General features: G+C 71.8%; 12 protein-coding genes. 5 read left to right on the top strand and 7 right to left on the bottom strand.

Annotated features, from left to right (window positions below):
- Positions 1-535: 535 nt before the first annotated feature.
- From OG689_RS06145 to OG689_RS06125, 5 genes are all read right to left on the bottom strand, one after another.
- Positions 536-3,181 carry a SpoIIE family protein phosphatase/ATP-binding protein gene (locus OG689_RS06145; RefSeq protein ID WP_266326895.1) on the bottom strand — a complete coding sequence of 882 codons (2,646 nt, stop codon included), beginning with the start codon at positions 3,179-3,181 and terminating at the stop codon, positions 536-538.
- 611 nt (positions 3,182-3,792) lie between these two features.
- Complete coding sequence (locus OG689_RS06140) at positions 3,793-5,544, bottom strand: beta-galactosidase family protein (RefSeq protein ID WP_266318430.1); 1,752 nt, start codon at positions 5,542-5,544, stop codon at positions 3,793-3,795.
- A 123-nt stretch (positions 5,545-5,667) separates the two neighbouring features.
- Positions 5,668-7,005: a sugar ABC transporter substrate-binding protein gene (locus OG689_RS06135; protein WP_266318428.1), complete on the bottom strand. Its 1,338-nt coding sequence runs from the start codon at positions 7,003-7,005 to the stop codon at positions 5,668-5,670.
- A gap of 55 nt (positions 7,006-7,060) precedes the next feature.
- Positions 7,061-7,954 (bottom strand): carbohydrate ABC transporter permease, encoded by an 894-nt coding sequence (locus OG689_RS06130; RefSeq protein WP_266318426.1) that lies wholly within the window; start codon positions 7,952-7,954, stop codon positions 7,061-7,063.
- Positions 7,951-8,778 carry a carbohydrate ABC transporter permease gene (locus tag OG689_RS06125; protein WP_266326893.1) on the bottom strand — a complete coding sequence of 276 codons (828 nt, stop codon included), beginning with the start codon at positions 8,776-8,778 and terminating at the stop codon, positions 7,951-7,953. Before OG689_RS06125 ends, OG689_RS06130 begins: the two co-directional genes overlap by 4 nt.
- A 690-nt stretch (positions 8,779-9,468) precedes the next feature.
- Here OG689_RS06125 and OG689_RS06120 point away from each other — a divergent pair.
- The 4 genes from OG689_RS06120 to OG689_RS06105 all read left to right on the top strand — a co-directional run bounded on the left by OG689_RS06120 (position 9,469) and on the right by OG689_RS06105 (position 14,582).
- Positions 9,469-10,515 carry a substrate-binding domain-containing protein gene (locus OG689_RS06120; RefSeq protein WP_266318424.1) on the top strand — a complete coding sequence of 349 codons (1,047 nt, stop codon included), beginning with the start codon at positions 9,469-9,471 and terminating at the stop codon, positions 10,513-10,515.
- Between the two features lie 138 nt (positions 10,516-10,653).
- Complete coding sequence (locus OG689_RS06115; RefSeq protein ID WP_266318423.1) at positions 10,654-12,237, top strand: sugar ABC transporter ATP-binding protein; 1,584 nt, start codon at positions 10,654-10,656, stop codon at positions 12,235-12,237.
- The gene (locus OG689_RS06110) at positions 12,234-13,265 is read left to right on the top strand and encodes an ABC transporter permease (protein ID WP_266318421.1); all 1,032 of its coding nucleotides are present in this window, start codon (positions 12,234-12,236) and stop codon (positions 13,263-13,265) included. The genes OG689_RS06115 and OG689_RS06110 overlap by 4 nt, the downstream gene beginning before the upstream one ends.
- Positions 13,266-13,517: 252 nt before the next feature.
- Entirely contained in the window at positions 13,518-14,582 is a 1,065-nt protein-coding gene (locus OG689_RS06105; RefSeq protein ID WP_266318419.1) for a LacI family DNA-binding transcriptional regulator, read from the top strand.
- 88 nt (positions 14,583-14,670) lie between these two features.
- Here the strand turns inward: OG689_RS06105 and OG689_RS06100 are convergent, their stop codons facing one another.
- Together OG689_RS06100 and OG689_RS06095 are read right to left on the bottom strand one after the other, a co-directional pair.
- Complete coding sequence (locus OG689_RS06100) at positions 14,671-17,115, bottom strand: RICIN domain-containing protein (RefSeq protein WP_266318417.1); 2,445 nt, start codon at positions 17,113-17,115, stop codon at positions 14,671-14,673.
- Positions 17,116-17,222: 107 nt separating this feature from the next.
- Positions 17,223-18,653, bottom strand: coding sequence for an RICIN domain-containing protein (locus tag OG689_RS06095; RefSeq protein WP_266326891.1), 1,431 nt, complete (start codon positions 18,651-18,653; stop codon positions 17,223-17,225).
- A gap of 701 nt (positions 18,654-19,354) precedes the next feature.
- Here OG689_RS06095 and OG689_RS06090 point away from each other — a divergent pair.
- Positions 19,355-19,924 (top strand): hypothetical protein, encoded by a 570-nt coding sequence (locus OG689_RS06090; RefSeq protein WP_266318415.1) that lies wholly within the window; start codon positions 19,355-19,357, stop codon positions 19,922-19,924.
- Positions 19,925-20,226 lie beyond the last annotated feature (302 nt).

The raw sequence follows: 20,226 nt of genomic DNA, 5'->3' as shown, positions 1-20,226 counted from the left end.
GTGGCCGGCCGCTCGGTGCGCCGTCGCGCCGGCTGAGGGGGTGGGCCGGGGGCGGTGAACCGTGGTGGTGCGCCGGATCCGCGGACTTTGATGTCTGCGTTAACACGGCGGGTTGAGGAGATTCTGGGAGCAGCGCGGGAGTCTGTCAAGGGACCCCCGGCGGACGCCCGCCGCGCACCCGGGCCGTCGCGGCCGCCGCACCCGGGCGGCCCTCCGAATCCCTTGGGGTAGGGGCGCTGCGCCGGTGTTCGTCCGGTTTCGGCCGGATTGCGCCTCGCGATGCACGGTGCGGGCGCCGCGGGCACGGATGGGTAACAGCGGGTGCGCGGCAGCCGGTCAGGCCGGCGGACGGGCACGCGGGCCGGCGGACGGCCGGCCGGCGGACACGGGGGCAAGCAGGCGGTCGTCAGCCCGGTACGGCCTCGGCCCAGGCGCCCCCCGGGGGCGGTCCCGCACGGGAGCCGGGAGCTTCGGCGGACGCCCGGAATCTCCGGCGGAGGCCGGGGATTCCGGGCCGGGCGGGCCGGGCGGGCGGTCAGAGTTCCAGGTCGTCCCACTCACCGAGGAGCATGTCGCCCAGTGCCTCCTCGTCCGGCGTCCCGCTGCTGTCCAGCGTCTGGGAGGCCCAGATGGTCTTCCCCCGGCTGGAGTAGCGAGTCCCCCAGTGCTCGGCGTACCGGGCGACCAGGAAGAGCCCTCGGCCGCCTTCGTCGGTGTCCTTGGCACGGCGGATGTGCGGGGCGGTGCTGCTCCCGTCCGAGACCTCGCAGACCAGGGTCTCGGTGAGCAGCAGCCGCACCCGGATCGGCACCTTGCCGTAGCGGACGGCGTTGGTGATCAGTTCGCTGAGGATGAGCTCGGTGCCGAAGGAGATGTGCTCCAGGCCCCACTCCTCCAGCTTGCGGGCGCAGGCGTTGCGGACCGGGCTGACCGCCGCCGGGTCGGGTTCCACGTCCCACTCGGCGACCCGGTCCGGTGCGAGCAGCCGGGTCTGCGCCACCAGCAGCGCCACGTCGTCGTCGGGCCGGGTGGGCAGCATCGACTCCATCACGCCCGCGCAGACCTCCTCCGGTCGGCGCTCCGGCCCGCCGACGGCCTGCCGGAGCGCCTCCAGGGCCGCGTCCAGGTCGCGGGTGCGGTTCTGCAGCAGCCCGTCGGTGTAGAGGACCAGCCGGGAGCCCTCGGGCAGGGTCGCCTCGGCGGTCTCCACGGGCAGGCCGGCGCCCAGGCCCAGCGGCGGGGAGACCGGCGGGCAGAGGAAGTCGACCGTCCCGTCAGGGTGGACCAGCGCCGGCGGGGGATGGCCGGCCGTGGCCGCGGTGACCACCCCGGAGACGGCGTCGTAGATGACGTACAGACAGGTGGCGCCGGTGATCGCCGGCTGCGCGTCGTCCTCGGTGTCCTCGTCCTGGACGTCGATGCGCGCCACCAGTTCGTCGAGGTGGCCCAGCAGTTCGTCCGGGGGGAGGTCCAGGGTCGAGAAGTTGTGGACGGCGACCCGCAGCCGGCCCATGGTGGCCGCCGCGTGCAGGCCGTGTCCGACCACGTCGCCGACCACCAGCGCGACCCGGGCGCCGGGCAGCGGGATCACGTCGAACCAGTCGCCGCCCACGCCGGCCTGCGCGGGCAGGTAGCGGTGGGCCACGTCCAGGGCCTCCTGGGCCGGGAGGCCGCGGGGCATCAGACTGCGTTGCAGGGTCACCGCGGTGGCGTGCTCGCGGGTGTAGCGCCTGGCGTTGTCGATCGACACCGCGGCCCGGCCGGCGACCTCCTCGGCGAAGGCGAGGTCCTCCTGGTCGAACGGCGGGGAGTCGCCCGCGCGCCAGAAGTTCACCAGGCCCAGCACCACGCCGCGGGCCTGCAGCGGCACCACCGCGAGGGAGTGGATCCCGTAGTCGAGGATCTCCTGGGCCCGGGCGCGGTCCTGGCCCTGCCAGCCGGGGGAGCCGGCCAGGTCCGGCGCCACCACGGACCGGCCGTCGGCCACGCTGGTCGCCATGGGGGTGCCCGGCACGAAGTGGATCAGCTGGCCGACGGGGTAGAGGGGGTGGTCGGCCGCCAGGCCGGCGACGGCGCTGCGGCGCAGCTCGGTGCTGGCCCCGCTCGGCTCCTCGCCGCGCAGGACCAGGTCCTGCAGCTCCACGGTGACCACGTCGGCGAACCCGGGGACGGCCACCTCCGCGAGTTCCTCGGCGGTGCGCGACACGTCCAGGGTGGACCCGATCCGCATGCCGGCGTCGTAGAGCAGCCGCAGCCGCCCGCGGGCCACCTCGGCCCGGCCCGAGAGCTCGCGCAGCTCGGTGGTGTCCCGCAGCGTCACCACGCTCGTCCGGTGCACGCCGAAGGGCGTGGTGGACCGCTTGTTGAGGGAGAGCAGCCGGTCCGCCGCCAGGTGGACCTCGTCGGTGGCGATCCGGTCGGAGGCCAGCAGTTCGGCGGTGCCCGCGTCCAGGCCCAGGGATTCGACGGGGCGTCCCTCCGCGTCGGCGGGCAGGTCCAGCAGCCGCCGGGCCTCGTCGTTGGCCAGCAGCAGCCGGCCGTCGTCGCCGGTGATGAGCACGCCCTCGCGCACCGCGTGCAGGACGGCGTCGTGGTGCTCGTACATCCGGGTCATCTCGGCCGGGCCCAGGCCGTGGGTCTGGCGGCGCAGCCGGTGGCTCACCAGGCCCGCGCCGACCGCGGCGAGGGCGACGGCCGCGCCCGCGCTGACCAGGAAGACCGGCAGCTGCCGGTTGACGGTGTTCTGCACCGACTCCACGGTGACCGGGGCGGAGACGATGCCGACCACCTGGCCCGAGGCGTCCTTCACGGGGGCGGCCGAGATCACGGACGGGCCGAGCGCGCCGTTGAAGGTCCTGGTGAAGGCCTTGCCCTCGGCGGCCTGGGCGTACGGGCCGATGACGTGCTTGCCGAGCTGCGAGACGTCGCTGTGGGTCAGGGTGATCCCGTCGAGCTTGTACACGATGAGGGCGTCGATGCCGGCGGCCTTGCGGGCGTCCTCGGCGAGCGGCTGCAGTGTGGCGCTCGGGTCCGGGCCGTCCAGGGCGCTCACCAGTCCGGGGGCGTGCGCGAAGGACTCGGCGGCGGCGAGGGTGCGGTGCCGGGCATCGGCCATGGTGTCGCGCCGGGTCTGGACGACGACGGCCACCAGCGCGGCCGCGACGAGCAGGATCACCAGCATCAGCTGGAGGAGGAAGACCTCCCGGGCGAAGCTGCGCGGGGTCTGCCGGGCCCGTGGGCGGGGCCCGCCCGGGGGCGCCAGCACGGTGATGTCGTCCGGCTGCGGGGGGTCGCCGGCTTCGGGAGGGGGCGGGTCCACCGTGCCGGCTTTGCCGGAACGGCGGATCAGCCAACTCCGGAGAGTGCCCGAATACTGGCTCATACTCCCCATTTATCCCGCTTTGGTGGGGTGCTGGCAAGGAGCGGCCCGGTCGCCGGGACCGCGCGATCGGGTTCATTGATGCACCGGCGGGTGGGTCCTCGACGCGGCCGCCGGCCGGCCCGGCTCGGCCGGCAGGGCTGTCACCAGGCACGATGCGCCGGTGCGGGCCGGCGCCGGTGGCGGCGAGCGCGCTTGCGCGGCCGGGCCGCGGCCGGCGGATTCCTCGGGCAGCGCAATGCCGGAGACCGCGGGTACGTTGCGTGACCGCGGTCTCCGGACGGGGGTGTTCCGGTGCTCCGAACCGGTACCGGAACCCGGGCCCTGGGGCCGGCATCCGGGCTCCCGGACCGAGGTTCCGGGAAATGGGGCCGGGGAGCGGGCCCGGGGAGTGGGCCGGGGAGTGCGTCCGGCTACTCCTCGGTCGGCCCGAGGTCGGGGGCCTCGCGCAGTTCGACGGTGAGGGCGCGGTGGGCGGCGTGCAGCTCCAGCACGACGATCTCGTTCGACCCCTGGCGCAGGACGGGGCCGGGGACGTAGAGCGAGCGCTGGGGGCCGCGGGACCAGTGGCGTCCGAGGTGGAAGCCGTTGACCCAGACGTTGCCCTTGGTCCACCCGGGCAGGTGGAGGAAGGTGTCGGCGACCTCGTCGAGCTGCACGGTGCCGCGGTGGAACGTCGGGCCGACCTGGGCGGGGCCGTCCTCGGTGAAGGAGAGCCCGTCGAGGTCGCCGAGCGGCAGCGGCCGGCTGGTCCAGCCGGTCAGCTCGACGCCGTCCAGCAGGACCCGGCCCAGCAGCCCCTTGCGGTCGTGGATCCCGCTGCCGTAGTTGACCCGGCCCTGGTTCTCCACCAGCAGGCTCAGCAGGCTGCCCTCGCCCGGCACGGTGAAGGCGATGGCGCGCTCGTGGTTCTCGCGCTCCAGCACGCCCACCGGCTGGCCGTCCACGAAGACCTGGGCGCGGTCGTGGACCGTCCCCAGCTCCAGCAGGACGGGGCCGGCGGCCGGCAGGGTGCTCTCGTAGAGGACGAAGCCGAAGTCCTGGCCCAGCTGCTCCATGGTGAGCGGCCGCTCGGAGACGACGGCGGTGCCGAGCGCCGGCAGGTTGGCGAAGAGCGGCGCGCTGGAGTCCAGCCGGATGCCGGCGGCCGCGGTCTTCGGGCCCGGGGCGGGCACCGGTTCGGCCGGGACGGGCGCGTACTTGGCGATGACCTGGCGGAAGGCCTCGTACTTCTCGGTGGGGTCGCCGGCCTCGTCGAGCGGGGAGTCGTAGTCGTAGGAGCCGACGGTCGGCCGGTAGGTGTGCTTGTCGTTGGCGCCGTTGGTGAAGCCGAAGCTGGTCCCGCCGTGGAACATGTAGAGGTTCACCGAGGCACCGGTGGCGAGCAGGGTGTCGAGCTCCTGCGCGGCCTGGGCGGGGTCGCGCACCACGTGGTGGCCGCCCCAGCGGTCGAACCAGCCGATCCAGAACTCGGTGCACATCAGCGGGCCGGCCGGCTGGTGCGCGCGCAGGGCGGCGAGGCCCTGCTCGGAGCGGCTGCCGAAGTTGGCCGTGGCGAGGAAGCCGGGCAGCGAGCCACGGGCCAGGTCGGTGGGCTGGTCGCAGGTGAACAGCGGGACGTCGACGCCGTAGCGGCGCAGCAGCTGGGCGAGGTGGGCCAGGTGCGCGGTGTCGTCGTCGTAGGCGCCGTACTCGTTCTCGATCTGTACGGCCAGCACCGGGCCGCCGTTGGTCGACAGGTGGCGGCGCAGCGGCGGCAGCAACCGTCCGAAGAAGCCGTCCACCGCGGCCAGGTAGCGGGGGTCCTGGCTGCGGAGCAGGATGTCGGGATCGGCCAGGAGCCACGAGGGCAGGCCGCCGCCCTCCCATTCCGCGCAGATGTAGGGGCCGGGACGCAGCAGGACGTGCAGCCCTTCGGCGGCGGCGAGGTCCAGGAACGCCGGCAGGTCCAGCTCGCCGTCGAGGCGGAACTCGTCGGGCCGCGGCTGGTGGAGGTTCCAGGGGACGTACGTCTCCACCGTGTTCAGGCCCATCAGGCGGGCCTTGCGCAGGCGGTCGGCCCAGAGATCGGGGTGGACGCGGAAGTAGTGCAGGCCGCCGGAGATGATCCGGAAGGGCTGGTCGTCGAGGCGGAATCCCTCGTCGGTGATCTGCAGGACGGGCATGGTGCTGGTGCTCCTGGGGGAAGTGGGTGCTCGGCGGGACCGTTCCCGCGGGCGCTCGCGGGGCGGGCTCCGGCCGGCGCCGGCGCGGGGTGGGTCGTACCCCGCGCCGGCGCCGGCGTCGGGTCACGGCGAGGTGACCTTGAAGCCCTGCTGGTTGCCGTAGTCGGTGATGCGCTTCTGCCAGGCGGTCAGGCCGGTGCTGATGTCGGTCGAGATGTTCGGGCCGACGGTGTCCTTGAAGACCGAGTTGGCGTAGAGCTGGTAGGGCAGGTACTGCCAGCCCTTGCCGACGCCCGCGGAGGAGTCGGCGAAGACCTGGTTGGCCTTCTGGCCGCCGAGGCCCGCGACCGGCTGGTCGAGGAACGCCGGGTCCTTCAGCAGTTCGCTGGTGGCCGGGAAGAGGCCGTTGGCCGAGAGCGAGCGGACGGCCTCGGGGTCGGAGTCCAGCCAGATCGCGAAGGCCGCGGCGGCGGCCTTGTTCTTGCTGGTGGTGGGCACCGCGACGGCGGAGCCGCCGTTCTCGGAGGAGACCGTGTCGCCCGCGTTCCACTGCGGGATGGGCGCGGCGCGCCAGTCCTTGGAGGTGTCCGGGATGGTGGAGCCGATGTTGCCGGGGGCCCAGGCGCCGATGATCCACATGGCGTACTGGCCGCTGCCCATCGACTGCCACCACTCGTTGGTCCACCCGGGGGCGGTGTCGACGAGCTTGCGGTTGATCAGGGAGGTCCAGAAGTCGGCGGCCTTCTTGGCGCCGGCGTCCTGCAGGTTCACCGAGACGGAGGAGGCGTCCTTCTGCTGGAAGGGACGGCCGCCGGCCTGCCAGATCAGGCTGTCCACGCCGCCGGCGTCACCGGGGTCGATGGAGGTGATGAACCGCTTCGGGTCCGATTCCTTGATCTTGACGGCTGCGGCCTCGAACTCGGCCCAGGTCTTCGGCGGCTCGATCTTCAGCTCGTCGAGGATCTTCTTGTTGTAGAACATCGCCATCGGCCCGGTGTCCTGCGGGATGGCGTAGACGCCGTCGGCGACCGCGACCTGCGACCAGGCGGAGGCGGCGAACTTGGGCTCCAGGGCGGCCGCGCCGAAGTCCTTCAGGTTGACCAGGCGCTTGGACATCGCCAGCTCGGGCAGGGCGAAGTACTCGACCTGGGCGACGTCCGGGCCGCCGCTGCCGGCCTTCACGGCGGTCTGCAGCTTGGTGTACTCGGCCGCCGACTGGCCGGCGTTGACGATGTTCACCTTGACCTTCGGGTACTTCTTCTCGAACAGGGCGACCGTCTTCTCCATGTTCGGGGCCCAGGTCCAGAAGGTCAGGGTGGTCTCCGTGTCGAGTGCGGCACTCGGGTCGGCGGAGACCACGGGGGCGGCGTCCGAGCCGCAGGCGGTCAGCGTGAAGGCGAGCGCTGCCGCCGGCACGAGTGCCAGGAGTCTGCGGCGCGAGGGGATGCTTGCACGGGTCATGGCAGGACTTCCTTGCTGAGGTGGTGGGGAGGGCCGGAGCTGAGGGTGGAGCGCGTCACTCCTTGACGCTTCCGGCGGCCAGACCGGACTGCCAGAAGCGCTGGAGGAAGAGGAACGCGACGACGAGCGGGATGATCGCCAGCACACTGCCGGTGACCACGAGGGGGTAGAACCCGGTGGTGGTGGCGCCACTGCCGGCCGCCCCGGTGGCCAGGGCGTTCCACTGGTTGAGGCCCACGGTGAGGGGGAACCACTTCGGGTCGCTCAGGACGATCAGCGGCAGGAAGTAGTTGTTCCAGGTGGCGACCAGCGAGAACAGCAGGACCGTGACGAAACCGGGGGCCAGCAGGCGCAGCGAGATGGTGAAGAAGGTCCTGATCTCCCCGGACCCGTCGATGCGGGCCGCTTCGAGCATGGAGTCCGGGACGGCGCCGATGGCGTAGACGCGCATCAGGTAGACGCCGAAGGGGCTGACCAGCGAGGGCAGCAGGACCGCCCAGGGGGTGTCGACGATACCCATCTTGCTGAAGAGCAGGTAGGTGGGTACGGCCAGGGCGGTGCCGGGGATGGCGATGGCGCCGAGGACCACGGCGGCCAGCACGTTGCGGCCGCGGAACCGGTACTTCGCCAGTGCGTACCCGGCGGCGGTGGAGATGAAGGCGGCACCGCCGGCGCCGACCACCGCGTAGAGCAGGGTGTTGGCGAACCAGCGCAGGTAGATGCCGTGGTCGTAGGTGAGGACGTTCCACACGTTGTCGAAGAGGTGGAACCCGTGGCCGAACCACAGTCCGAAGCTGGTGCTCAGGGAGTTGGAGTCCTTGGTGCTCGAGAGCAGCAGCCAGACCAGCGGCAGCAGCGCGTAGAGGAGCATGAGACCCATGGCCACGGTGAGCGCCGTGCTGGATCGCCGGGCGCGCCCTCGGCCGGCCGCAGGGGTTTTGACGCTCACAGGCTCTGTTCCTTCCGCATCGACCTGGCCTGTACGGCGTAGGCGACCACTGCGGTCACCCCGCCCAGGACCACGGCGACGGCTGCCGAATAGTTGAACTGCTGACCGTTGAAGGCCAGGTTGAAGGCGTACATGTTGGGCGTGTAGCTGGTCGAGATCACGTCGGGCGCCAGCGACTGCATCACGTTGGGCTCGTTGAAGAGCTGGAAGGTGCCGATGATCGAGAACACCGTGGCCAGGGCCAGCGCGGGCCGCAGGGCGGGGAGTTTGATGCTCCAGGCCTTGCGGAGTTCGCCGGCGCCGTCGACCTCGGCCGCCTCGTACAGCTCCTGCGGGACGGTGCGCAGCGCCGCGTACAGGATGAGCATGTTGTAGCCCATGAATTCCCAGGTCACGACGTTGCCGATGGAGGCCAGCATCCAGTTCTCGCTGAGCAGCCGGGGTACGTCGACGTGCAGGGCGTCACCGACCTGGCGGATCAGTCCGAAGCGGTCGCCGTAGAGGTAACCCCACATCAGGGACGCCACGACGGCCGGGACGGCGTACGGGACGAAGATGCCGATGCGGAACAGGGCGGGCCAGCGGAGCCGCCCGCTGTCGATGGCCAGTGCGGCCAGCAGGGCGAGGGCCAGCATCACCGGGACCTGCACGAGCAGGAAGAGGGTGACCCGCCACAGGCCGGCCCGGAAGAGTTCGTCCCCCAGGGCGCGGGTGTAGTTGTCGAACCCGACGAAGACGTTCCCGCCGACCAGCCGGTCCTGGAAGAAGCTCAGGTAGGCGGCGTAGCCGAGGGGGGCGGCGATGCCGATCACGAAGACGACCAGGAACGGGGCGAAGAAGACATAGCCGAAGGACCCGTGACCGAGCCGACCGGATCGCGGTGCCGGCCGGGACCGGCTTGTCGGCCGGGCCGGGGTGGACTGGGCGGGGGGATGCGTCGTGCTCACGGGGGTGCCCTTCACGGCTGATGTTTACGCCAACATGAAGCTGGCGTTGAGTCTTGACCGCCGACGGCGGGGGAGTCAAGTGCTCGTCACGGCGTGATGCGCCTTCGTGATGAAACCCGCCGGTAGCTCAGTGCAATCACCAACGACCCACGGCGGCCGGCTCGGAGGAGGGGTGGCCCGGCGCCCGCGTGCGGGGGTTCGCGCTGGTGAGCGGCCCGGGGGAGGTTGTGGGCGGCGGTGGACGAGTCCTTCGTGGACGCTCCTGCCGGGTGGTGCGGTCGCTGACCGTGAGGGCCGCCCGCGTCCGGGTGACCGGCGGGGGTCCGGAGCGGCCAAGTCGAAGGTTACGAGCGGATATCAGTCCGTTTACCGGCTTGACGCACGAGCGCGGGGCGAGTGTCATTGTTCCAACGCGTTGGAATGTGTTTAGTTCTGATCGTTATTTTGGCTCCCTAGCTGGCTCCCCGATGTTCGGCCAGTCCGGTCGCCCGGCCCTCCGGGGCTCGTCCCCGCCTTCCCCTTCACCGTGCAAGCACCACATCCGGTGTGCGCGCTAGGAGTGTCCCCATGTTCCGTACGTATGGCAGCCGGGCTGCCGGCGCCGCCGCCCTCCTTCTGACGCTGGGCCTGGCCACCGCCTGCTCCACCGGTCAGGAGACGAAGTCCGGTTCGGACGCGTCGGTGGCGCCGGTGAGCGGCAAGATCTCGATCACTTACCTGCAGAAGCAGGGCGACCAGGAGTACTTCGTCGGCGAGGCGGCCGGTGCGAAGGCGAAGGCCGCGGAGCTGGGGGTGGACCTGAAGGTCGTGAACCTCGGCAACGACGCGAACAAGACGATCAGCGAGGTGCAGTCGGCGGTCGCGCAGAAGTCCAACGGCGTGATCATCGTGGTGCCGGACCCGGCCGTCGGCCCGCAGGTCGTGCAGACCGCCAAGGACGCCAAGGTCGCGCTGCTGACCTCCGACGACCAGATCTGTGCGACCGGCCCGGACCCGTCCTCCTGTGCGAAGGAGAGCCTGGTGCCGCGGATCGGCTTCAGCGGTGCCCAGATGGGCGGCGAGGTCGGCAAGCGCGCGGCCGAGGAGTACAAGAAGGCCGGCTGGTCGGCCGCCGACACCCGGATCGTCTCGGCCTGGAAGCAGGACGTGACGGTCTGCGGGGACCGCGTGAAGGCCGCGAAGGACGCCTTCAACGGGGCCGTCCCGGGTGTGCAGAACATCGACGTGGCGACGGACAACACGCCGACCGGTGCGCAGGACAAGATCGCCGCGACGGTGACCGCCAACCAGGGTGTGAAGCACTGGGTGGTGTGGGGCTGCAACGACGAGAACGTCCAGGGCGGTGTGACGGCCCTGCAGAACGCGGGCGTCTCGGCGGACAACGTGATCGGTGTCGGCCTCGGTGCCTACCTGGCGTGCAAGAACTGGAGCGGTGACAAGCCCTCGGGCATGAAGGCCGCGCTGTTCATCAACGGCAAGGACGTCGGCGCGCTGGCCGTCCAGACCATGTACGACAAGCTCAAGAACAGCAAGGACTTCCCGGCCGAGGCCTTCGCGCCCACCACCATGGTCGACGCCTCCACCTGGAAGAGCGCCGGAGTCACCTGCAGCTGAGACCAGCCGGCCCCGACGCCCCCCATGCGGGGCCGGCTCCCGTCGCCTCCGACCCACGGCCCCCCGTCCGGGGTCGGAGGCGGCACCCCCGTCCTCCGGCATTCCGTCCCGTACCACTTGTCATCGAGGTGATCTGTCATGACCGCAGCGCACGGCCCATCCAGTCCGGGGTCCCGGCCACCGACCGGAGCGGCCGCCGTCGTGGGGGTCACCAAGAGCTTCGGCGCCGTGCAGGCCCTGCGTGGCGTGTCCCTGGAGTTCCCGGCCGGGCAGGTCACCGCCCTGATGGGCGAGAACGGCGCCGGCAAGTCGACCCTGCTGAAGATCCTCACCGGTGACCACCAGCCGACCGAGGGCCACGTCGCCCTGGACGGCGCCCGCCTCGCGCTGGGCTCGCCCGCCGAGGCGCGGGCCGCCGGCATCCGGATCATCCCGCAGGAACCCGAGATCATCCCGCACGTCTCGGTCGCCGAGAACGTCTACGCCGGCGCCCTGCCCCGCAAGGCCGGCCGCCGCCTGGACCGCGCCGAACTGCGCCGCCGCGTCACCGCCGACCTGGAGCGCCTCGGCTTCGCCGGCGTCCTCGACCCGGACCTGCTCGGCTCCGAGCTGACCCCCGCCCAGCGCCAGCTGGTGGAGATCATGCGGGCCGTCACCGGCGAGGCCCGGGTGATCGCCTTCGACGAACCCACCTCCTCACTCTCCGAGCACGAGGTCGACGCCCTCTTCTCCCTCATCCGGCGGCTGCGCGACCAGGGCATCGCCATCATCTACGTCTCCCACCGGATGAAGGAGATCTTCCAGCTCGCCGACCGCATCGCGGTCCTGCGCGACGGCGCCCTGGCCGGCGTCCAGGACGCCCACGCCACCACCGAGGGCGCCCTGGTGCGCCTGATGGTCGGCCGCGACCTCTCCGCCATGTTCGTCCGCCAGGACGTCGCCACCGACCGCGTCGTCCTCGACGTCCGAGGCGTCACCACCGACGCCGTCCACGGCATCGACCTGCAGATCCGCGCCGGCGAGGTCGTCGGCCTGGCCGGCCTGATCGGCGCCGGACGCTCCGAACTCGCCCTCGCACTCGCCGGCGACCTCCCCATCCACCACGGCACCGTCACCCTGGACGGCGTGAAACTGCGCTCCGGACGCCCGGGCGAGGTCATCCGCGCCGGTCTGGGCCTGGCCCCCGAGGAGCGCAAGGCCCAGGCCCTGCTCCTGCACCGCACCATCCGCGACAACACCTCCCTGGTCGTCCTGGAGCGGCTGCGCCGGCTGCGGTTCGTGCGCCGCGGCGCCGAGCGCGCCCTCGCGCAGGAGTACACCGACCGGCTGCGGGTGCGCACCCCCTCCATCGAGCACGAGGTCCGCAAGCTCTCCGGCGGCAACCAGCAGAAGGTCGTCCTCGCCCGCTGGCTCGCCCGCAAGCCCAAGGTGCTGATCCTCGACGAGCCGACCCGCGGCATCGACGTCGGCGCCAAGGCGGAGATCTACCAGATCATCGCCGACCTCGCCAAGGAGGGCGTCGCCCTGCTGGTGATCTCCTCCGAACTGCCCGAGGTCCTCGGCCTGGCCGACCGCGTCGTCGTCATGCAGAACGGCCGGATCACCGGCGAACTGGGTCGCGCCGAGGCCTCCGAGGAGGCCATCCTCGCCCTCGCCATGGCCGACGACCTCGCCGCCACCACCCCCGCCGTGACCACCACCCTCCCTGGAGCATCCTCATGAGCACCATCACCCCCTCCCAGGCCGTGAAGGACACGCCCGCGGCCAAGCCGGCCCGCAAGCGTTCCCCGCTGGCCTCCCTGGGCGGTCAGAACCTCAGCCTGATCGGTGCCCTGGTGCTGGTCCTGGGCCTGTTCGGCGTGCTGAACGACAACTACCTCAGCGTCTCCAACATGCAGGTCATCGCCGAGGCCGCCACCATCACCGGCCTGCTCGCCGTCGTCCAGACCGCCGTCATCATCTGCGGCGGCCTCGACATCTCCGTGGGCTCCCAGGCCGGCGTCGCCTCCGTCGTCTCCGCCATGGCCTTCACCTCCGCCGGCTCCAACGCCCTCGCCGGCATCGCCGCCGCCGTCGGGGTGGGCCTGCTCGTCGGCATCCTCAACGGCGTCATCATCGTCTACGGCCGGGTCAATCCCACCATCGCCACCCTCGCCGGCCTCGCCGCCTACAAGGGCCTCGCCCAGCTCATCTCCGACGGCCGGGCCCAGGGCTACGTCCTCAACAACGACGTCTTCGTCTTCCTCGGCCGCGGCAAGATCGCCGGCCTCCCCGTCATGGTGTGGATCCTCATCGTGGTCGCCCTCGCCGTGCACCTGCTCCTCAAGTACACCGACATCGGCCGCAACGTCTACGCCATCGGCGGCAACGACACCGCAGCCCGCCTCGCCGGCATCAACATCAACAAGTACCTCGTCGCCGTCTACGCCCTCATCGGCGTCGTCGCCGCCGTAGCCGGCATCCTCCTCACCGCCCGCACCGGCTCCGGCCAGCCCACCTCCGGCAGCGAGGGCCTCGAACTGAAGGCCATCACCGCCGCGGCGCTGGGCGGCGCAGCCCTCAAGGGCGGCAAGGGCGGCATCGGCGGCACCCTCCTCGCCGTCGCCCTCCTCGGCTGCCTGGAGAACGGCCTCACCGTCCAGGGCATCAACGCCTTCTGGCAGAACGTCGCCCAGGGCGCGCTCCTCGTCGTCGCCGTCGTCATCCAGCAGCGCCGCAACGGCGAACGCCGCATCGGCCTCCCCGCCTGACCCCCCACCCCGCGCTTCCGTTCCCCGCCGAGCCGTCCAGGGGCCACCCCGTAGTCGTGGTGGTCCCGGCCGGCGGGGGGACGGATCGGCGGTAGGCCGCCGAGGGTCGGCCGTACCGCCACAGGCTGCCGGTTTTCCCGTCCGCACAGACGGGGAGGCCGGCAGCCTTCCCTTTTGGCCCGCCCACCCGCATCGTGGTCCTTCGCATCCCACCGCTACGATGTTCACGCAGACACGCGAGGAAGGACCGGCATGGAACGAAGAGCGACGACGCCCGGCGACGGCACCCGAGGCAGGCAGCGCCCTCCATCCCAGGCCGATGTCGCCGCCCTCGCCGGTGTCTCCTCGCAGACCGTCTCGCGGGTCGCCAACGCCCGCTCCAACGTGGAGCCGGAAACCCGGGAGCGGGTCCTGTCGGCGATGCGGATGCTCGGCTACCAGCGCAACAGCGCCGCCCGGGCGCTCACGCTCGGCCGCTTCCACGTGCTCGGCGTGGTCACCTTCGACCTCGCCGCCCAGGGCAACGCCCGCACGCTGGCGGCCATCTCGCACGCGGCCCAGGCCGCCGGCTACTCGGTGAACGTGGTCTGCGCGGAGGCCCAGACCGAGGACGCGGTGCAGCAGGCCGTCCGCCAGCTGACCGAGCAGGCCGTGGACGGCCTGATCGTCGTCGAGGCGCAGATCCTCGACCGGCGGGGGTTCACCGTCTCCGGCGGGGTCCCGGTGGTCGTCGCGGACGGCGACCCCGAGCGCCGCTTCCACTCGGTGGACACCGACCAGGCGGCCGGCGCGACGGCGGCGACCCGGCACCTCCTCGGCCTCGGCCACCGCACCGTCTGGCACATCGGCGGCCCGCAGGACTCCTACGCCGCCCGCCGCCGCGCCGCCGCCTGGCACGCCACCCTGAAGGACGCCGGCGCGCCCGTCCCGCCGCTCGCGATGGGTGACTGGACCGCCGCGTCCGGCTACGAGATCGGCAAGGACCTGGCCGCCCGCCCGGACGTCACCGCGGTCTTCGCCGCCAACGACCACATGGCGCTCGGCCTGATGCTGGCCCTGCGCGACGCCGGCCGCAGGGTGCCCGAGGACGTCAGCGTCGTCGGCTTCGACGACGTGCCCGAATCCGCGTTCTTCGCCCCTCCGCTGAGCACCGTCCGGCAGGACTTCGAGGAGGTCGGCCGGAGTTGCGTCGCGCTCCTCCTGGACCAGATCGAGGCGCCGGCCGGCGAGCGCCCCGCCACCCGGCTGATCTCCGTCACCCCGGAGCTGGTCGTCCGGGCCAGCTCCGCCCGCGCCCCGCGGGAGGCGAACGCATAACTGCGGCGCACCCCCCTCGGGGGGTACGCCGCAGTCCGGGACGGCCGGGCCGGGGACGGGGACTCCGTCCGCGGCCCGGCCGTCGCCGTCAGCCGACCTTGATCTGCTGGCTGGTGCTCCCGCTGCACGGGCTCTGGACGAGCGGGGCGTTGTTGTTCAGGGAGCCGCCGGAGACGTCCAGGCACTTGCCGCTGTGCCGGGCCAGCAGGGTCACGTAGCCGGTGGCGGTGGTGCGCACCGACCACTCCTGGTTGGTGCCCCCGTTGCAGCCGTAGAGGAGTACGGCGGCGTTGTCGGCGGTGGAGGCACCCGAGACGTCCAGGCACTTGCCGCTCTGCAGGCCCACCAGGTTCACGTAGCCGGGGCTCGCGGCCCGCAGGGACCACTTCTGGTTCGAGGCGCCGGCGCAGTTGTACTGCAGGGTCGGCGCGCCGTCCGCGGTGGAGGAACCCTGGACGTCGACGCACTTGTTGCTGCTGCGCACCCGCAGAGCCTTCCAGGCGTCGGGGGCGGCGCTGCGCACGTTCCAGGACTGGTTGCTGCCGGTGGTCGCCTTGTACACGCCGACCGTCGCGCCGTCGGCCGTGGAGGCACCCGAGACGTCCAGCAGGGAGCCCGTCGCGCTGTTGATCAGCGTGCTGTGGCCGTTACCGGTGGTGGAGAGCATCCAGCGCTGCTGGGTGGACGTGCCGGAGGTGGCGAAGCCGAGCGTGCCCGCGTTGACGTTGAGCGCCTTGCCGGTCTTGACGTTGGTGACACGGTAGGCGGTCGTGCTCTCCCAGGTGCCCGAGACCTTGGTGAACTTCCACTGCTGGGCGGTGTCGGTGGGGTTGGAGGGGTGCTGGACGGGCGCGGCGGTCGCGGTCGCGCCGGCCGACAGGGCCAGGCCGCCGTTGTCGTTCAGCAACTGCCGGACCTGGGTGGTCGGATCCGTCGAGACCGAGCTGTCGACGCCGGTGGCGCCCGGGATGACGAAGGTGGTCACCGAGCCGGGGCTCACCGTCGCGGTGAGCGTCTTGGCGGCGGTGGCCGTCAGGTCGCCGTCCCGCTGCAGGTTCTTGCCGGCGTCGGTGGTCCACCGCTGCACCGGGGTGGCGGTGTCGACGGTCTGGAAGGCCCCCAGGTCGAGGGTGACGGTCTGGTCGGCGCCGGTGGAGTTGGTGTAGACGGCCACCGCGCCCGCGCCGCCGGGCCGCAGTGCCGCGAGCGTGTTCGTGGAGTCGCTCCCGATCACGTTGGCGCCCGGCCGGATGAACCGGCTGTAGTTGGCCATCGCCCAGTACTTCTTGTTCAGGCGCAGGGGCTCGGCGGCCGGATCGGTGGACTTGAGGTCGGTCTGGATCAGGCCCCAGTTGGAGTCTTCGTGACCGGGCGTCATGTTGGTGTAGTCTTCGACGGCCTGCCACATCACCCAGGCGCTGGGCTCCAGCTCCCTGATGTCGTCGTTGATGTGCTGGGCGAAGGTGAGGGCCGGCGACATGTCGGTGAAGCTCTGCGGGACGCCGCCGCCCAGGTCGACCTCGGACATCCACAGCGGCTTGCCGGTGCCCTTGGCGATGTCGCGTGCCCCGGTTCTGCCACCGGTGCTGTACGTGTGGGTGTTCAGCTTGCCGACGGCGGCGCGGGCCGGGGCGCTGTAGGCGTCCCAGTCGTCCCGGAACAGGTTCGAGTTGGTCTCGTCCATCGCCGACACCGGTGTGCTGAGCCCGGCACCGGTCAGCGCGGTGCGGACGCTGGTGATGATGTGCTCCTGGGAGGCCGCGTCCCAGTGGGAGCCCTCCTGCCCGCCGCCGGCGCCCCAGTAGGACGTCCCCGGCTCGTTCACCGGGGAGAGGGCGTTGAAGGTCACGCCGGTGGCGGCCTGCGCGCGCTGCACGGCCCCGGTCAGGTAGGCGGCGAAGCGGTCGTACTGGTCGGGGCGGAGGTTGTCCTGCCAGCTGTTGGTCGCACCGGAGACCAGGCCGCTGTTGGTCATGAAGTACGGGGCGGAGTTGGAGAACGCCTCGAAGGTGTCGGCGCCGCGGGTCTTGGCGGCCTTCAGCCACCAGAGCTGGTTCGGGTCGGGGTTGGCGTTCCAGTTCGTCGGGTCGGCCGGGTCCCACCAGTTGGCGGGCTCGGTGCCGCCGGGCGGCGGGGCGTCGGCGGCGGGGCGGTTCCAGTACCCCGGCACTGCGGCGCCCGTGCGCAGGTACGGCTGGGTCTCGGGGCTGTCGCCGCCGCCGATGTTGTACCGGGCGAGGGTGAAGCCGAGGCCGTCGGCGCCGTACAGGGCGTCGGCCAGTTCGTTGCGCTTGGCGTCCGGCCAGCCGCCGGTGACGTTGGCGAACCAGGCCAGCGCCGTCCCCCAACCCTGGAAGGGCTGCTGCTGGTAACTGGGGTCGAGGCGGACGGTGACGTGTGCGGCCGCCTCGGCGGCGGTGGCGGGCGGAGCACCCAGGGTGCCGGCCGTGAGGGCGGCGATCGCGACGGCGGCGGCGCCGACTGCGGCTCGGCTCCTGCGGCTACGGGCGGGCGACTGCTTGCGTGGGGACACAGGTCCTCCTGGGCTGGGGGCGGGCGGGTACGACGACGCCCCTCCGCCGTACGGGGGGTGGAGGGGCGTCGGTGGGGGCGGGGCGGCCGGTCAGGGGGTGACGCGGGTCAGGGGGTGACGGTGCGCAGCCACTGCTGGTTGGTGCCGGTGCCGCAGGTCCACTGCTCCAGGGCCGTGCCGTTGGAGGTGGACTGGTTGGTGACGTCCAGGCACTTGTTGCTGTGCCGGGCGATCAGGCGGACGTAGTTGGTGCCGGTGACCTTCTGGACCTGCCACTGCTGGGAGGTCTGGCCGTTGCAGGTGTTCTGCACGGCGAGCGCGCCGTCGGCGGTCGAGGCGTCGCTGACGTCCAGGCAGAGGCCGCTGTGCCGGGCCATGATCTGCACGTAGCCGGTGCCGAGGTTCTTCAGCCAGAAGTTCTGGTTGGCACCGTTGCCGCAACCCCACTGCAGGACCTGGGCGTTCGGGCCGTAGGAGTAGTTGCCCACGTCGGCGCACTTTCCGCTCTGGCGGCCCGTCAGGCTCTCCCAGGTGGCCTTCATCGGGGTGATGACGCCGGTGGCGGCGTTCACGTTGATCTGCGGCGAGGCACCCATGGTCATGGTGGTGTCGGTGGGGAAGGACAGCGGCAGCCAGACGTACTGGGAGTCGTTGACCGTCTTGCCGAAGGAGCCGCCCCAGCGGTCGCCCATGTACAGGTAGCTGGTGGCTCCGGTGCCCTGCACGGGCAGCACGTACGCGGTCTGGGTGCCGTAGGTGACGCCGTCGCCGATGTCCGTCAGGCCGCTCCAGGTGCCGGTGATACTGGTGGCGGTGCCGTACCGCTGCTGGTTGGGGTCCCAGTTGCTGGTGGTGGAGCTGAGCAGGAAGTACACGCCGTTGCGCTTGAACATCGCCGGCGCCTCGCGGGACTGGCCCGCCCAGAGGTTCTGCACCAGGGAGTCGATGCCGGTGTAGTCGGCCGTCAACTTGTAGACGTGCAGGTCCCGGTTCTCGTTGGCGGCGGAGATCATGTAGCCGGTGCCGTCGTCGTCCACGAAGGTGGTGATGTCACGGGACATCTCGTCCAGCGGCCGGAAGCTGCCCTTGTAGCTGTAGTTGCCGTCGACCGTGCTGGAGACGGCCACCGCGGCGCGGGCCTGCCCGTAGTCCGAGCCGTTCTCCTTGTGCATCCACATCACGAACTGGTGCGTCGTGGCGTTGTACATGACCTTGGGGCGCTCGATGATGGCGTAGCCCAGCTCCGGGTCCGCCGCCTGGGTCAGGGCGTGGTTGCGGAACTCCCAGGTCTTCAGGTCCTTGGACCGGTAGACCGAGACGTAGTGGAAGGTGTTGTCGGCGTTCCGGTCCTCGCCGAACCAGTAGTAGTACTGGCCGACCTTGATGACACCGCCGCCGTGCGCCTGGACCGGATTGCCGGCGGTGTCGCTGAACTGGGTGCCGTTGGTGATCGTCACCGTGGCCGCGTGGGCGGTGCCCACTCCCTGAAGGAGCGGAAGGACCAGCGCCAGCACGGCGCTGAACAGGATCGTTCGCAATCTCGGCACGTTCTCATACCTTCGTTCTCCGGTGCATGCGCCGGACGAGCTCCTGGCCGTGGCATCGCAAACATGACAGGGCGGTGGAACTGCTCCGCGGCGTGGGGGAGTGCTGCCCGAATCCCTGTCTCCCGGGCCAGGGAACGAGGTGGGGCGCGCTCCGTGCATGCAACGTGGGTGGGGGTGGGGTTCACTGCTCAAGTCGGGGGCGTGGGGCGGACCTTCTGGTACGGCGCTAGGGAGGGCGGACGCCCTCGTGGGGAGGCCGCGCTTGCCGAACCGGTCGGGTCCGGGCCCACTTCCTGGCAGCCCCCGGTCATCCACCGCCCGCTGAGGCGGGGGATGACCGGGGTGAGTGGCCCCTTGCTGCGTCCGTACGGCCGTCCCGCCATGTTGGCGCAAACAAGTGGTCGACCGAGAGTCTCGAAGCGCGCCCCCGCGATGTCAAGAGATTCGTCAAACTTGGACAAAGTCCGGCAGTACTACCCGTCGGTGTGCGCGGCGCGTGACCAGGCCGACGCAATCAGCCACGGATTGTGGGCCAGGGGGCAGCCGGAAGGTTACGTAGGGATATCGGCGCCGTTGCGGGGCTTGACGCCGAGACTGGATAGCGAGTGTCATTGTGCAATCGGGTTTGAATATGTTCGCTTCTGGTGAATCGCCCGACCGGTCGCAGTTCCCCAGCACCGTCGGAGCACACCATGTCCTTCTCGTCCGGCCCGTTCGTCCCGCGAGCGGAGCACCACCTGTCGCTCCCCGGCACCGCCTACGCGGACCGGCCGACCCGACGGGCCAGCCCCGACGGTTGCTCGCCGTGGATCGTCACCCTGCACATCCGGCACAGCGACGGCCGCGCCGGCACCCACAGCTTCGTCGAGTGGGCGCTGACCTCACCGCAGGCGATCGCCTCCGCACTGCGGCGGGCCTCGACCCCGGCCGCCCGCCGGCACCGCCGGGACGCGGTGGTCGAGGCGGGCGCCACGGCGGTGGCCGAGTTCTGGCAGGACTTCCGCTCACCCGCCCACCCCGCCGAACCCTGCGCCGCCGTGCAGGGCGGCCTCCCCCACCCCCGCCCGGCCGCCGTCGGCGGGGCAGCGCGGGACCACGGCGACCCCCGGCGGTACTGGGCGGGGGGCGCGAACGTGTACGCCCTCTACGCCCGGGCCGGTTCCTGGGCGGAGCCCGGGGGCCCCGGTGGTAAGGGGGCACCCGGGGAGCCGGGCGCGGTACGGAGCACGCGGGGCACGGTCGGGCCGATCGCCCACTGCTGAACCCTGCACCTCTGAATGCCGTACCCCTTGACGCCGCGCCCCTGAACACGGCCCCTCTGAACGCCGCACCTCGGAGCGGCGGGCCCGGATCCCCTGGTCGCCGTCGCTGGGTGGGCCGCCGCTCCGGTGCCGGGGTTGCCCGGCCACGGGGGCCTGGGGGTGCGGTTGCGCGGCAGGGCCTCGCCGGGTGGAGCCCCTGGGCGCGTTCGGACCACCCCCGCCGCGTACGGCAACAGCCCCTCGACCGCCTGACGTTCACCTGCGTACCGGGGGCCACGACCGGCGCTCTCCGGCGACGGGGC

Source organism: Kitasatospora sp. NBC_00240 (assembly GCF_026342405.1).
Classification (GTDB): domain Bacteria; phylum Actinomycetota; class Actinomycetes; order Streptomycetales; family Streptomycetaceae; genus Kitasatospora.
The sequence above is the reverse complement of the archived record's forward strand: the minus strand, read 5'-3'. Positions and strand labels throughout refer to the sequence as shown.

Excerpts from the sequence above, each read along its gene's own strand:
- OG689_RS06145 (WP_266326895.1), bottom strand. The coding sequence starts at position 3,181 with ATGCTGGTGATCCTGCTCGTCGCGGCCGCGCTGGTGGCCGTCGTCGTC.
- OG689_RS06140 (WP_266318430.1), bottom strand. The coding sequence starts at position 5,544 with ATGCCCGTCCTGCAGATCACCGACGAGGGATTCCGCCTCGACGACCAG.
- OG689_RS06135 (WP_266318428.1), bottom strand. The coding sequence starts at position 7,005 with ATGACCCGTGCAAGCATCCCCTCGCGCCGCAGACTCCTGGCACTCGTG.
- OG689_RS06120 (WP_266318424.1), top strand. The coding sequence starts at position 9,469 with ATGTTCCGTACGTATGGCAGCCGGGCTGCCGGCGCCGCCGCCCTCCTT.
- OG689_RS06115 (WP_266318423.1), top strand. The coding sequence starts at position 10,654 with ATGACCGCAGCGCACGGCCCATCCAGTCCGGGGTCCCGGCCACCGACC.
- OG689_RS06110 (WP_266318421.1), top strand. The coding sequence starts at position 12,234 with ATGAGCACCATCACCCCCTCCCAGGCCGTGAAGGACACGCCCGCGGCC.
- OG689_RS06105 (WP_266318419.1), top strand. The coding sequence starts at position 13,518 with ATGGAACGAAGAGCGACGACGCCCGGCGACGGCACCCGAGGCAGGCAG.
- OG689_RS06090 (WP_266318415.1), top strand. The coding sequence starts at position 19,355 with ATGTCCTTCTCGTCCGGCCCGTTCGTCCCGCGAGCGGAGCACCACCTG.